Below are 13540 nucleotides of genomic sequence, written 5' to 3'. Positions count from 1 at the left end.
ACTCGCATGCTGTCGGGGCAATCCACGGTTCGACTGACGACTTTGAGCCTAGACGAAGGTTAAGCGCGCCGATCGGTGGTCGCAGCGCGCTGAAACCAAACAAACAAAACGACGGCGCGGCCGGTTCTGGCCGCGCCGTCGTCGAAATTCGGCTGAAGCGAAGCCTCAGGCGCGCTTAGCGCACCCTGCCCCGCTGGATCAGGTTGACCACACCGAGCAGCACCACCGCACCCAGCACGGCCACGATCAGGCCGGTGATCGAAAATTCCTGCACGCTGCCGGTGATTCCCAGCAGCGGTCCGGCGATGGCGTTACCGACGATCGAGCCCACGCAGCCAACCACGATATTCCAGAAAATTCCCATCGATGCGTCGCGGTTCATGACCAAGCTGGCGAGCCAACCCGCAACTCCCCCGACGACAAGCGCAATAATCCAACCCATGACAGTCCTCCTTTTTGTGCAGCGTTACCTAGGGCAAGCGCAGCAATAAGGAAATGTCCGGGCTGGATAATCGATCCGGCTACTCGGATTTTTGTGGTTTTTTCAGTACTTGAGCTGGCGTTCGTAGAGGTCGCGATAGTGCTGGATACGAGTGACACGCAGGCCCTGCATGCCCGACCGGTCGACCGCGCGCTGCCACGAGGCGAATTCCTCAAGCGTGAGGCTGTAGCGTTCGAGCACTTCGTCGATCGTCAGCAGGCCACCATTGACCGCAGCGACGACTTCGGCCTTGCGACGCACGACCCAGCGCTTGGTCTGGGGCGAGGGCAGGTCGTCGAGCGTCAGCGGCTCGCCGAGCGGACCGATCACCTGCGCCGGCCGGATGTCCTGGTTCTCAATCATCGCATGTCTCTCGTATCGCCTGATGCCGCGTCGGCTCCCGGTTCACAAAATGTGGCGCAAGAGGCTTTAGAGGCCCCTAAAGCAACAGGGTTAACGGCCCGTTCGCCATTTCCGAGCGACTCGAAATAGGTCGCGGCGGCATCACCGAAACTGGCTGCGGCGCTGGCGATGTTGTGTCGGGCGTCGCGGCGCAGGACGCGGCGCAGGTCGCGCGCGGCGTTTAGCCGGGCGGTAAGCTCGCTCCACTGCATCGCGCGCAGCGCATCCCCGCCCCGTCCAGGCACCGGATCGCGGCTGCCGACCAGCAGGTCGCCAGGCACGTCATCTCTGTCCAGGGCTTTAGAAATCGGCGTCAGATTCTCAAACATGCCGGTCGGTTTAGAGCGCGGTCGTCAAGATCGGGTAAAACCGCAATTTACCACCCCTTAGGAATAGCGCGGGTCGAACCGGAAGCGGATTCTTGCCGTTTGCAGCCCGTTCCCGCCCCGCCGGACTGGCGCATCGGCGGTCGTTTGCCTATATTGCCGCGCTTCCATGGACACTGCATCGCCTCTCGATACCGGTCCGGCCTTCGGGCTCGACACGGTCGGCCTGTTCGACCTGCCCCGCCCCGCGTCCGAATGCCGGATCGTGGTGGCGATGAGCGGCGGCGTCGATTCGTCGGTTGTGGCCGCGCTCGCGCACAACACCGGAGCGGAGGTAATCGGCATCACCTTGCAGCTCTACGATTACGGCGCGGCGACCGGGCGCAAGGGTGCGTGCTGCGCAGGCGACGACATTCGCGATGCGCGCGCCGTGTGCGATCGGCTGGGCATCGCACATTACGTGTTCGACCATGAGAGCGCGTTTCGCGAAGACGTGGTCGAGCAGTTCGCCGACGAGTATCTCGCCGGGCGCACACCGGTGCCCTGCATCCGCTGCAACATGGGGCCGAAGTTCACCGACCTGTTCCGCATGGCGCGCGAGCTGGGCGCGGATTGCCTCGCGACCGGGCACTATGTCCGCCGGGTCGAGGCGGACGAGGGCGGCCCGCACCTCTATCGCGCGGTCGATCCGGCGCGCGACCAGTCGTACTTCCTCTATGCGACCACGCAGGAACAGCTCGACTACATCCGCTTTCCGCTGGGCGGCCTGCCCAAGACGCAGGTGCGCGAACTGGCGGAGAAGGCGGGCCTCAGAAACGCCGACAAGCCCGACAGCCAGGACATCTGCTTCGTTCCCGATGGCAACTACGCCAAGATCGTCACCAAACTGCGCCCCGAAGGCGGTGTGCCGGGCGCTATCGTCCATGCCGCCACCGGAGCGACGCTGGGCGAGCACAAGGGGATCATCCATTTCACCGTCGGCCAGCGAAAGGGACTGGAAATCGGCGGCCAGCCCGAACCGCTCTACGTCATCGGCCTCGATGCCGAGAACCGCGAGGTACGTGTCGGCCCCAAGCGGATGCTGGCGGTCGAAAGCGCGGCGCTGATCGAAACCAACCGCATCGGCCCGATCCCTGACGAACAGTTGACCGCCAAGGTTCGCAGTCTTGCCAAGCCAGTACCGATAACGCTCGACGGGCCGCTGGGAGATGGCGCCAGCACCACGATCCGCTTCGCCGAGCCCGAATTCGGCGTCGCGCCCGGACAGGCAGCGGTGATCTATGCCGGCGAGCGCGTGGTCGGCGGCGGCTGGATCGACGCGACCACGCCGGTAGCCAGTTAGCCCTCACGGCTCCAGTACGCAGCCATAGCCCTCGCGGTAGGTAGCGGTGCTGGACGTCACCAGCGGGAAGCGCGCGGTGACGCTCTTCGCCTCCGGGTCGTCGACCAGTGTGACCAGCTCCATTCCGGCAAGCTTGTCCTTTTCGCAATCCTCCATCGCTCGACCGGCGACGAAGCGGCACGAGCACGCGACACGTGCAGCATAGGACGTCCCGACCGAGGCATAACCGTGGATCGGCTCGCGCCAGGCATAGAGCGCGCCCGCGATGGCAATCCCGAATATCAGCAGCAGCCACAGGCCGAAACGGGAGGATGTCGAACGCTGCGGTTTTGCCATTGCCATTCCGAAAAGCTTGGGGAATTGAGGGCGCGATCATGCTGCGCCCGTTTCCCCTTATCGTCGCTGTGGCGGTCCTGCCAAGCCTAGCTTCGTGTGGCAACGCGCCGACGCCTGGTCCGCCCCCGCTGAGCGACGAAGCATTGGCGGCGGTGACAGCGGACGCCGGCGCGCCGAAAGACCAGCTCGCCCGCGAAATCGACGACCTGTTCACGATCGAAGGTCTGGGCGAAACCCGCGCGGTGGTGCTGATGGCCGATGGCAAGATCGCCGCCGAACGCTACGGCGAGGGCTACAATGCCGACACGCGGTTCGTATCGTGGTCGATGGCCAAGACCATCACCGCGGTGCTGATCGGCATGCTGGTAGCGGACGGCAAGCTGACGCTCGACGACCCCGCGCCGGAGCCGATGTGGCAGCGCCCGGGCGATCCGCGCGCCGAGATCACTTTGCGCCACCTGCTGCAGATGCGCGCCGGGCTGCGGCATACCGAAGCAGGCGATCCGCCCTACGAATCCTCTGAAGTGCGGATGCTGTTCCTCGACGGGCGCGACGACATGGCGCGGTGGGCAACCGAGCAACCGCTCGAATCCGAACCGGGCGAACGATTCGAGTATTCCTCCAACACCACCGTGATTCTCGCCGATATCGCCGCCCGCGCGCTGACCGGAAGCAGCGATCCCGATGCCCGGCGCCGCGCGGTCGGCGGGTATCTGGCCGAGCGGTTGTTCGATCCGCTCGGGATGAGTTCGATGGTGCCCGAATACGACGCCTCGGGCACGCTGATCGGTGGCAGCCTGATGCATGCGACCGCGCGCGACTGGGCAAAGTTCGGCGAGTTCATGCGCCGCAAGGGCCGCGCGCCGGGCGGCGAGCAACTGGTGCCGAGCCGCTGGATCGAGGCGATGACGAAGCCCAGCCCGACGGCGCAGCAATACGGGTTTCAGACTTGGCTCAACCGCCCGCTTGGCAAGGAAGGCTCCGAATGGGGCCACCCGCTGTTCCCCGACCGCGCGCCGCACAGCCTGTTCTCGCTGATCGGGCACATGGGCCAGTATGTGCTGGTGTCGCCCGAGCAACGGCTCACGCTGGTGCGGCTGGGCCACTCGACCAGCGAACAGCGCCCGCCGATGCTGCAACAGGCGGCGGATGTGCTGGCGCTCTATCCGGCGAGGTGATCTCCTGCGACAGCAGGAGTCCAGTTGCGCCGGATGAGGCTGGTTTCCTGCATTCGCAGGAACTCACAAATGGAACACCCCCTCCACGACCGTCACGCACGGCCCGCCGAGCCAGACGCGGTCACCATCGAGACGACACGTCAGATCGCCCCCCCGCGCGCTGGCCTGGTGCGCGGTGAAGGTGCCCCGACCCAGCCGCGCGCACCAGAATGGGGTCAGCACCGCATGCGCGCCGCCGGTTACCGGGTCCTCGTCGATCCCGTGCGCGGGGACAAAGACCCGGCTGACGATATCGCTCGCCGTGCCCGGCGCGGTGCACACGAACAGGTGATCCCCGAGCGCCGCCAGCTTGCGAAAGTCGGGCGCGAGCGCGCGGATCGCCGCTTCGTCTTCGTACAGGAACAGGTTGTAGCCGAGCGGATTGCGCCATGCCTCGTCCGGGTTCCCGCCGAGCACATCGGCCGCGTCAGCCCAGTCTTCGCGCTCGGTGGGGATGGCGGGTAGACCAACCTCGTAGGCATCCCCCTCGCTGCGCACCTCCAGCAAACCGGACTTGCGGGTGAGGAAGGTGACGTTCGGTGAATCGGCATATTCCGCAAAGTGCGTCAACAGCGTGTGCCCGCTTGCGAGCGTCGCATGGCCGCACAGGCGGATTTCATTGGTCGGCGTGAACCAGCGCAATTCCCAATCCGCCTGACCCGTCTCGTCGCGCACCAGAAAGGCGGTCTCGGCGAAGTTGTTCTCCGCCCCGATCTTTACCAGCACATCGTCGGGCAGCCACGCGTCCAGCACCATCACCGCCGCCTGATTGCCGCCGAAGGGCTGCGCGGCAAAGGCATCGACATGCCAGTAGGGAATGGCGGGCATCACTCGTCCTCCAGCTTGTCGAACTCGTCGGCTTCCTGCAGCGGGTTGCCCGGCTCGTCGACATGGCCTTCGGGATCGATGTGAATCAGCAGGTCGGTGTTGGGAAAGTGGCTTTCGAGATCTGCCTCGACGCGCTCAATGATGTCGTGCGCCTGTGCGACCGTCATGTCGCCCGGCAGGTCGACGTGGAACTGCACGAAATCACGCGTCCCGCTGGTGCGCGTCCGCAGGTCGTGGAGGCTCTCCAGTTCCGGGTGCTTGGCGGCCAGCTCGACCAGCTTGCGGCGCTTGTCCTCGGGCCATTCGCGATCCATCAGGTGATCGACCGCCTCGCGCGCCGTGCCCCATGCCCCCCAGAGCAGCCACCCGGCGATAGCGAGGCCGAACAACGGATCGGCTCCCGGAATGCCGAGCATCTGGTCGGCCACCAGCGCGGCGATCACCGCGAGGTTGAGCAGCAGGTCCGACTGGTAGTGAACGTGATCGGCCTTGATCGCGACCGATGCGGTCTTGCGCACGACGTGGCGCTGCCATGCCAGCAGCGCCAGCGTGGCGACGATCGCGACCAGCGACACCGCGATCCCCTCCTGCGCCGCGGTCGTGCGTTGCCCCTCGATCAGTGCAAGGATCGCGCGAAAGCCGATCCCCGCCGCCGACAGCGCGATCAGGATCACCTGGAACATCGCCGCGAGCGATTCCGCCTTGCCGTGGCCGAACCGGTGTTTCTTGTCGGGCGGCTGCGCGGCGATGGTGACGCCGATCAGCGTCGCGATCGAGGCGACGAGATCGAGCGCGGTGTCCGCGAGGCTGCCGAGCATCGCGGTCGAGCCGGTGCGCGCGGTCGCCCACAGTTTGATCGCGGCAAGGAACAGCGCCGTCGCGATCGACGCATAGGCGGCGCTGCGCGTCAGGCTGGCGTTGTCGCTCAAGGAAACAGCCCGATCACGGGTACAACAGCGTATCGGTCCACTCGAGCGCATCGCCCGCGCCCGACAGGGTGAACAGGCGGCGATCGTGCAGGCGGTTGTCGCGGTCCATCCAGAATTCGATCCGCTCGGGCCGCAGCGTGAAGCCGGTCCAGTGCGCCGGACGCGGGACCTCGCCCGCGCGCTGATGCTGCGCCCACAGCGCCTTGACCCGGTCGATATAAGTCTGGCGGTCGGGCAGCGGACGCGACTGGTCGCTCGCTGCCGAACCGACCTGCGACTTGTAGGGGCGCGAATGGAAGTAGGCATCGGCGCGCTCGGGCGAGACCTCCACCAGCGGGCCAGTGATGCGGATCTGGCGGCGCTGGCTCTTCCAGTGGAACAGCAACGCGGCCTGCATGTTGGCGCGAATCTCCTCGCCCTTGCGGCTTTCGGCATTGGTGAAGAAGGTGAAGCCGCCTTCGTGCGCGCCATGCCCCTTCAGCAGCACCATCCGCACCGAAGGCGCACCCTCGGGCGTTGCGGTGGCGAGCGCCATCGCGTTGGCATCGTTGGGCTCGCTTTCCTGCGCCAGCGCGAACCATTCGTCGAACAGGACGTAGGGATCGGCTCCGCCGGGGATGTGGCTATCGGCCAGCTGCGCCTCATCGAGGCTGGCGGGACGGTGGGTCGATTCACTCATTTCGTGGCACCTGATGCAGGGTTGGAACACATGAAACACAGTCCTGAAACGCTCAGACTGCCAAGCGGCAAGAGCGCGGGCTTGGCAAGGGCCAAGTTGACGAAACCGCTGCACATCGCGTTCTCCTACGCCTCTGGAACGCCATAGGAAACCGCCCCGCACCTTAACCCGACTGTTTGCACATTGCATCGCACGCTTGCACCCGCGCACTGCCTCACCTAGCTAAAACACCATGGCAGACCCGTATGGCACCCTTGGTGTAGCGCGCACGGCCTCGGAGGCCGACATCAAGAGCGCCTATCGCAAGCTCGCCAAGGAGCTGCATCCCGACCGCAACAAGGACAAGCCCAACGCGGCCGAGCGGTTCTCGGACGTGACCAAGGCCTACGACCTGCTGTCGGACAAGAACAAGCGCGCGCAGTTCGATCGCGGCGAGATCGATGCCGATGGCAATCCGCTCAACCCGTTCGCGGGAATGGGCGGCAGGGGATTTGCCGGCGGGTCGGGCGCGCGCGGCTATCGTCAGCAGGATTTCGGCGGGTTCGGGGCCGAAGAGATGGATCTCGGCGACCTGTTCGAAGGACTGTTCGGCGGCGGAAAGGCGCGCAGCACGGGCGGCAACGGGGCCCGGCGCGGGTTCGGCCAGCGACCACCGCCTCCCCCGCCCCGGCGCGGGGCCGACATCCAGTACCGGCTCGCCGTGCCGTTCGTCGATGCCGCCGCCGGTCGCGATCAGCGGATCACGCTGGCCGATGGCAAGGCGATCAATCTCAAGCTGCCGGTCGGCGTGACCGACGGGACGCAGATGCGGCTGCGCGGCAAGGGTCACGACGGGCCCGGCGGGCCCGGCGACGGGATCGTGGTGATCGAAATCGGCGCGCACCCGTTCTTCCACCGCGACGGCGACAATATCCGCATGGATCTGCCGATCACGCTGAGCGAGGCAATCCGCGGCGCGAAGGTCAAATGCCCGACCGTCGATGGCCCGGTGATGCTGACGATCAAGCCCGGCACCAGCGGCGGCACGGTGATGCGGCTCGCGGGCAAGGGCTGGACCAGAAAGACCGGGCCCGGCGGCGTCGAGCGCGGCGACCAGCTGGTCACGCTCGAAATCCAGCTGCCCGAAGATCTCGAAAAGCTCGAACAACAGCTAGGCGACTGGGTCGATCCGGCAAGACCACGCGAGAAATTCGGGCTTTGACGCCCGGCGTCATGGAAGTTCCCCCCACCATTCCTCCCCCCGACGAGCGCGAGGTCATCTCGCTCACACCCGAAGCGCGCCGGCGGCATTCCCGCTCGCGCATTCACGCGCTCGTCGGCAGCGGAATCGATCCGGAGCGCCCCGCCAGGCGCACCCTCGCCGAACGGCTCGTCGCTCTCGCCGGGCCGGGCACCCGGGCTTTCGAAGTGGTCAAGCGCACCGCCGTCGGCACCTATAACGATGGCTTCATCCACGCCGGAAATCTCGCCTATCTGTCGATGCTGGCGATCTTCCCGTTCTTCATCCTCGGCGCGGCGGCGTTCGAACTGATCGGAGGGCGCGAACAAACCAACGCGCTGGTCGATACCGTGGTGATGGCGATGCCGCCCACGGTCGCCAGCGCAATCGCTCCGGTGGCGCAGGACGTGATGGGCGCGCGCGAGGGCTGGCTGCTGTGGTTCGGCGCGGCGGTGGCGCTGTGGACCGTATCGAGCTTGGTCGAAACGATTCGCGACATCCTGCGCCGCGCTTATGGCACGCGGTCGATCTACGCTTTCTGGAAATACCGCCTGCTGTCGGCCGGGCTGATCCTGGGCGCGGTGGTGCTGCTGATGGCATCGCTTTTTGCGCATGTGGTGATCGGCACCGCGCAGCAGGTGATCGATGCGGCACTGCCGCAGCTCTCCGAAGCGATCGCCGTCCTCCAGGTCTCGCGGATCATCCCCGCGATCGGGCTCGGCCTGTCGCTGTACATGCTGTTCTATACGCTGACGCCGTCGGAATATCGCAAGCGGGGCTATCCGAAATGGCCCGGCGCGCTGTTCACGACCGTGTGGTGGCTGGGGGTGACCACTGCGATGCCCCCGATCCTGCGCAGCGTCTTTGCCTACAACCTGACGTACGGCAGCCTCGCCGGGATCATCATCGCGCTGTTCTTTTTCTGGCTCGTCGGGCTCGGCCTCGTTATCGGGGCGGAGCTGAACGCGGCGCTGGCCGAACCGGAACCGTGCAAGGAAGAAACCATGGAACGGGCCCTCGCACGTGAGGGCGAAATGCAGGAAGGGAGTGCGTCATGAGCGGTCTGATGGAAGGCAAGCGCGGGCTGATCATGGGGCTCGCCAACGACAAGTCGCTGGCCTGGGGCATCGCCAGGCAGCTCGCCGAACACGGTGCGCAGCTGGCGTTTTCGTATCAGGGCGAGGCGCTGGCCAAGCGCGTGAAGCCGCTCGCCGAACAGCTCGGCAGCGATTTCACCTTCGAATGCGACGTGTCGAGCATGGAGTCGCTCGACGCGGCATTCGCGGCGCTGAAGCAGCGCTGGGACACGATCGACTTCGTGGTCCACGCGATTGGCTTTTCCGACAAGAATGAGCTGCGCGGGAAATACGTCGATACCAGCCTCGACAATTTCCTGCTGACGATGAACATCTCGGCCTATTCGCTGGTGGCCGTGACCAAGCGCGCGGCGGACATGATGCCCGATGGTGGCAGCATCCTGACGCTGACCTATTACGGCGCGGAAAAGGTCATGCCGCACTACAACGTGATGGGCGTCGCCAAGGCCGCGCTGGAGACCAGCGTCATGTATCTCGCCAACGATCTTGGCCCGCAGGGCATCCGGGTGAACGCGATCAGCGCCGGGCCGGTCAAGACGCTCGCGGCGAGCGGGATCGGCGATTTCCGCTACATCCTCAAATGGAACGAGTACAACTCGCCGCTGCGCCGCACGATCACCCTGGACGATGTCGGCGGGTCGGGGCTGTACCTCCTGTCGGGCCTGTCCTCGGGCGTGACGGGCGAGGTCCACCATGTCGATGCCGGCTATCACACGGTTGGCATGAAGCAGGTCGACGCGCCCGACCTTACCCTGGAGACGTAGCCCACCACTTCTCCGTTCGCCTTGACCGAAGTCGAGAGGCGTCCGCGTACATGTGTCTCGACCGCGCTCGACACGAACGGCGGTGGCACCACCTTCTATTTCGAGCCGAATCCGGTCGCGATGGTGTGGATCGTGCGCATCACGATCAGCACGTCGAGCCAGAACGAGAAATACTTGATGTAGTAGAAATCGTACTGCAGCTTGATGTCGATGTCCTCGAGCGTCGCGACGTGGCCCTGGTTGACCTGCGCCCAGCCGGTCAGCCCCGGTTTCACGATGTTGCGGTACGAATAGAACGCGAGGTTGTCCTCGTACCATTCGGCCAGCGCGTTGGCTTCGGGACGCGGGCCGATCAGGCTCATCTCCCCCTTCAGCACGTTGAACAGCTGCGGCAGCTCGTCGAGCCGGAACTTGCGGATGAACTTGCCGATCCGGGTGACGCGCGCATCTTCGGACTTGGTGATGGCGTCCTCACGCGCGCTGTCGTCGCATTCCGGTGCGGCCCGATTGGACATCGAGCGGAACTTGTACATCCGGAACGGCTTGCCACCCATGCCGGTGCGGCTCTGGACGAAGAACGGCGAATCGCGGTCTTCCAGCCAGATCGCCAGCGCCAGCGCGAACATGACCGGCAGTGTCAGCGCGATCGCGGCGAGGCTGCCGATGATGTCGACCAGCCGTTTGACCGGGGTGTAGGACTGGTTCGGGACCAGCGAGCCGAGCGAGTTTTCCGACAGGTGCTCGATCTTCACCTGCCCGGTGAGCGATTCGGTCAGCTGCTTGTAATGATAGACCGGCACCCCGGCGAGCGATGCCTGCGCCAGCAGACGCTCCCATTCGTCGGGCAGGTCGGCGCGGAAATCCGCGACGATATTCGCGGCGCGATCGTTGGGAATCTCGGGCCGCGACAGCCGGCGCACCGGAAACCCTTCGATCTCCTCCATCAGCATCGCCTTGCCGAACGGGACGAGATAGAACGGCTGCTGGCGCATTGTGCGGTTGCTCCAGCGCAGCTGCATCGCGATCAGCGTCGAAACCGCCGCCGAATAGCCGAACATCACACGGCTGTAGTCGGTGCGCAGTGCGAACATCACGATCACCGCGATGATGAAGCTCGTCCACATGATCGGCACGCCGTGCACCGTCCCGCGCGTTCCCGGCAAATCGAGCACCCGACCAGCGAGGTACATGCCGAAAAACAGCGCCACGGTCGCCGCCACGCCGGTGTTGATCATGGTCGGATCGATGAAGGCTTCGGTGATGCCCAGCAGGTCGTACAGCATCAGCGGCGCGAACACGACGACGGTCCACGCCACTCCGTACCGGATGATGGAGGTGATAGGATCGTTGCGACCGCGCATGCGCGCTGCCGAAGTGATCGGTTCGAATATCATTATTGTTATACCTGCGCGTTCCCCGACAATCCGGTCAGGCCCCGAAACCGCCCTTAAACCCGCCGAACGGGCGGGCAAGGGCGGCGATAGGCGAAGGCAGCGGCGGCGCAGAGGCGGGAGAAACCCTTGCAAACCGCGCGGATAGCGCGGCTGCGACACCCCGTCACGGCGATCATTTGCGCCGAATCGGAGCATTCCCGCACCGCACGCCGCAGCCGAGCCGGGGCCAATTATGCGGTTGCCTTGGCGCGGGGCCGGGCTGTAGAGGGGCCGCCAATCCGGTCGCGGCATGCGATCGTCCGCGTCTTCAATCGTTTGGCGAGCCCATTTTCGACATGCTCAATGACAAATCCGTTCTCGTAACCGGGGGCACAGGCTCCTTTGGCAAGGCGTTCGTGCGCACGGTGCTCGCCCGCTATCCGGACATCAGGCGGCTGGTGATCTACTCGCGCGACGAGCTCAAGCAGTTCGAGATGGCGCAGGTCTTTCCGCGCTCCGATTATCCGGCGCTGCGCTATTTCCTCGGCGATGTGCGCGACGAGGCGCGGCTGCGGCGCGCGCTCGAAGGGATCGACGTGGTGGTCCACGCGGCGGCCCTCAAGCAGGTGCCGGCGGCCGAATACAACCCGTTCGAATGCATCAAGACCAACGTGCTGGGCGCGCAGAACCTGATCGAGGCATGCCTCGACAGCAAGGTGGAGCGGGTGGTCGCGCTTTCGACCGACAAGGCCGCTGCGCCGATCAACCTGTACGGCGCGACCAAGCTGTGCAGCGACAAGCTGTTCGTCGCCGCCAACAACATCAAGGGCGCGCGCGATATCCGGTTTTCAGTGGTCCGCTACGGCAATGTCATGGGCTCGCGCGGCTCGGTTATCCCGTTCTTCATGGCGAAGAAGGGCGATGGCGTGCTGCCGATCACCGATCCGCGCATGACCCGCTTCAACATCTCGCTGCAGGACGGGGTCGAGATGGTGCTGTGGTCGATCGAGAACGCGATCGGCGGCGAAGTGCTGGTGCCCAAGATCCCGTCCTACCGGATCGGCGACGTCGCCACCGCGATTGCGCCCGAGGCCGAACAGAAGGTCATCGGCATCCGCCCGGGCGAGAAGATCCACGAAGAAATGATCACCGCTTCGGACAGCTTCAACACGGTCGACATGGGCGAATATTACGCGATCCTGCCGGTCAGCGCCGAATACTCGATCGAGGATTACTGCAGGCAACACGGCGGCGAACCGGTCGAACCGGGATTCGCCTATTCCTCCGGCAGCAACCCCGATTTCCTCGACGTCGAACAGATCCGCGCGCTGATCGACGAGCATGTCGTCGGGCAGACGATCGACTAATTTGCCGAACGGGACGATGGCAGACGAATTCATCCCCTACAGCCGACAGGACATCAGCGACGCCGATATCGCCGCCGTGAGCGCACAATTGCGCTCCGATTTCCTGACACAGGGGCCGGTCGGCGGCGAATTCGAGCGGGTCTTCGCCGAACGGCACAGCGTCCGGCACGCAATCGGCGTCTCCAACGCGACCGCGGCGCTGCATATCGGCTGCCTCGCGATGGGCGTCGGCCCCGGCAGTCTCGTCTGGACCAGCCCCAACAGTTTCGTTTCCAGCGCCAATTGCGCGGTGTTCTGCGGGGCGGAGATCGATTTCGTCGATACCGATCCCGCAACCCGAAACATGTCGCTCGACGAGCTGACCGCGAAGCTCGAAACAGCGGACAGGTCCGGCAGACTGCCCGACGTGGTGATCCCGGTCGATTTCTCGGGCCTGCCCTGCGACCTCGCCGAAATGCGCGTTCTGGCCGACCGCTACGGCTTCAAGATCCTCGAAGACGCGAGTCATGCGACCGGCGCAAGCTACAAGGGCGAACCGACCGGCTCGGCCCATGCGCATGCGACGGTGTTCAGCTTTCACGCAGTCAAGATCGTCACCACCGGCGAAGGCGGGATGATCGTGACGCAGGACGATGCTCTCGCCGAAAAGCTGCGCTTGCTGCGTTCGCACGGCGTGACCCGCGACGATGCGCTGTTGCAGCGCGTCTCGGAAGGCGGGTGGTATTACGAGATGGTCGATCTCGGCTGGAACTACCGCCTGACTGACCTGCAATCGGCGCTCGGCCTGTCGCAGATGACCCGGATGGACGAATGGCGCGAGGCGCGCGAACGGCTGGCGGACCGCTACGACGTGCTGCTGGCCGACGGGCCATTCAAGCGCCCGGCGCGGTTCAACGATCGGGTGTCGTCATGGCACCTCTACGCGGTCGAGCTCACCCAGGACGCCAGAATGGGCCGCGCCGAGATGTTTGCGGCGATGCGCGCGGCCAATATCGGCGTGAACGTCCACTACATCCCGATCCACACCCAGCCGTTCTACGAGAAGCTCGGCTTCGCGCGCGAGCAGTTCCCCAACTCGGTCGCCTATTACGACCACGCCATGTCGATCCCGCTGTTCCCGGCGATGACCGCCGCGCAGCAGGACCGCGTGGTCGAGACCATGATGACGCTGGCGGCCTGA

General features: G+C 65.3%; 15 protein-coding genes. 7 read left to right on the top strand and 8 right to left on the bottom strand.

The window, feature by feature from the left end; all coding sequences use genetic code 11:
• Positions 1–175: 175 nt before the first annotated feature.
• From KDC96_RS13495 to KDC96_RS13485, 3 genes are all read right to left on the bottom strand, one after another.
• Complete coding sequence (locus KDC96_RS13495; protein ID WP_212448914.1) at positions 176–442, bottom strand: GlsB/YeaQ/YmgE family stress response membrane protein; 267 nt, start codon at positions 440–442, stop codon at positions 176–178.
• Between the two features lie 102 nt (positions 443–544).
• Positions 545–844 carry a DUF1153 domain-containing protein gene (locus KDC96_RS13490; RefSeq protein ID WP_212448913.1) on the bottom strand — a complete coding sequence of 100 codons (300 nt, stop codon included), beginning with the start codon at positions 842–844 and terminating at the stop codon, positions 545–547.
• Positions 841–1212 carry a hypothetical protein gene (locus tag KDC96_RS13485; RefSeq protein ID WP_212448912.1) on the bottom strand — a complete coding sequence of 124 codons (372 nt, stop codon included), beginning with the start codon at positions 1210–1212 and terminating at the stop codon, positions 841–843. The genes KDC96_RS13490 and KDC96_RS13485 overlap by 4 nt, the downstream gene beginning before the upstream one ends.
• Positions 1213–1378: 166 nt before the next feature.
• On the opposite strand from KDC96_RS13485, the gene mnmA reads away from it, so the two are divergent.
• Positions 1379–2551 carry a tRNA 2-thiouridine(34) synthase MnmA gene (mnmA, locus tag KDC96_RS13480; RefSeq protein ID WP_212448911.1) on the top strand — a complete coding sequence of 391 codons (1173 nt, stop codon included), beginning with the start codon at positions 1379–1381 and terminating at the stop codon, positions 2549–2551.
• Positions 2552–2554: 3 nt separating this feature from the next.
• Here mnmA and KDC96_RS13475 read toward each other — a convergent pair whose 3' ends face one another.
• Positions 2555–2893 carry a hypothetical protein gene (locus KDC96_RS13475; RefSeq protein WP_212448910.1) on the bottom strand — a complete coding sequence of 113 codons (339 nt, stop codon included), beginning with the start codon at positions 2891–2893 and terminating at the stop codon, positions 2555–2557.
• Positions 2894–2925: 32 nt separating this feature from the next.
• Between KDC96_RS13475 and KDC96_RS13470 the strand changes: the two genes are divergently transcribed.
• Positions 2926–4065 (top strand): serine hydrolase, encoded by a 1140-nt coding sequence (locus KDC96_RS13470; protein WP_212448909.1) that lies wholly within the window; start codon positions 2926–2928, stop codon positions 4063–4065.
• 63 nt (positions 4066–4128) lie between these two features.
• On the opposite strand, the gene KDC96_RS13465 is transcribed toward KDC96_RS13470, so the two are convergent.
• The 3 genes from KDC96_RS13465 to pdxH are packed head-to-tail and all read right to left on the bottom strand — an operon-like array spanning position 4129 to position 6540.
• A complete protein-coding gene (locus KDC96_RS13465) occupies positions 4129–4932 on the bottom strand; it encodes a PhzF family phenazine biosynthesis protein (RefSeq protein WP_212448908.1) in 804 nt (267 codons plus the stop codon).
• Entirely contained in the window at positions 4932–5861 is a 930-nt protein-coding gene (locus tag KDC96_RS13460; RefSeq protein ID WP_249171803.1) for a cation diffusion facilitator family transporter, read from the bottom strand. Before KDC96_RS13460 ends, KDC96_RS13465 begins: the two co-directional genes overlap by 1 nt.
• Before the next feature lie 13 nt (positions 5862–5874).
• A complete protein-coding gene (gene pdxH / locus KDC96_RS13455) occupies positions 5875–6540 on the bottom strand; it encodes a pyridoxamine 5'-phosphate oxidase (RefSeq protein WP_212448906.1) in 666 nt (221 codons plus the stop codon).
• 232 nt (positions 6541–6772) lie between these two features.
• On the opposite strand from pdxH, the gene KDC96_RS13450 reads away from it, so the two are divergent.
• From KDC96_RS13450 to fabI, 3 genes are read left to right on the top strand one after another with little or no spacing between them, the layout of a single operon-like run.
• On the top strand, positions 6773–7741 hold the full coding sequence (locus tag KDC96_RS13450; protein WP_212448905.1) for a DnaJ C-terminal domain-containing protein: 969 nt from the start codon (positions 6773–6775) through the stop codon (positions 7739–7741).
• 11 nt (positions 7742–7752) lie between these two features.
• Positions 7753–8817 (top strand): YihY/virulence factor BrkB family protein, encoded by a 1065-nt coding sequence (locus KDC96_RS13445; RefSeq protein WP_212448904.1) that lies wholly within the window; start codon positions 7753–7755, stop codon positions 8815–8817.
• Complete coding sequence (fabI, locus tag KDC96_RS13440; protein ID WP_212448903.1) at positions 8814–9620, top strand: enoyl-ACP reductase FabI; 807 nt, start codon at positions 8814–8816, stop codon at positions 9618–9620. The genes KDC96_RS13445 and fabI overlap by 4 nt, the downstream gene beginning before the upstream one ends.
• 95 nt (positions 9621–9715) lie before the next feature.
• Here fabI and KDC96_RS13435 read toward each other — a convergent pair whose 3' ends face one another.
• Complete coding sequence (locus KDC96_RS13435; RefSeq protein ID WP_212448902.1) at positions 9716–11014, bottom strand: sugar transferase; 1299 nt, start codon at positions 11012–11014, stop codon at positions 9716–9718.
• Between the two features lie 335 nt (positions 11015–11349).
• On the opposite strand from KDC96_RS13435, the gene pseB reads away from it, so the two are divergent.
• Together pseB and pseC are read left to right on the top strand one after the other, a co-directional pair.
• Positions 11350–12360: a UDP-N-acetylglucosamine 4,6-dehydratase (inverting) gene (gene pseB / locus KDC96_RS13430; protein ID WP_212448901.1), complete on the top strand. Its 1011-nt coding sequence runs from the start codon at positions 11350–11352 to the stop codon at positions 12358–12360.
• 16 nt (positions 12361–12376) lie between these two features.
• Positions 12377–13540, top strand: a complete 1164-nt coding sequence (gene pseC / locus KDC96_RS13425) for a UDP-4-amino-4,6-dideoxy-N-acetyl-beta-L-altrosamine transaminase (RefSeq protein ID WP_212448900.1) — start codon at positions 12377–12379, stop codon at positions 13538–13540.

The organism is Erythrobacter sp. JK5 (genome assembly GCF_018205975.1).
Classification (GTDB): Bacteria; Pseudomonadota; Alphaproteobacteria; order Sphingomonadales; family Sphingomonadaceae; genus Erythrobacter.
This window is presented reverse-complemented; position numbering and strand designations above follow the sequence as displayed.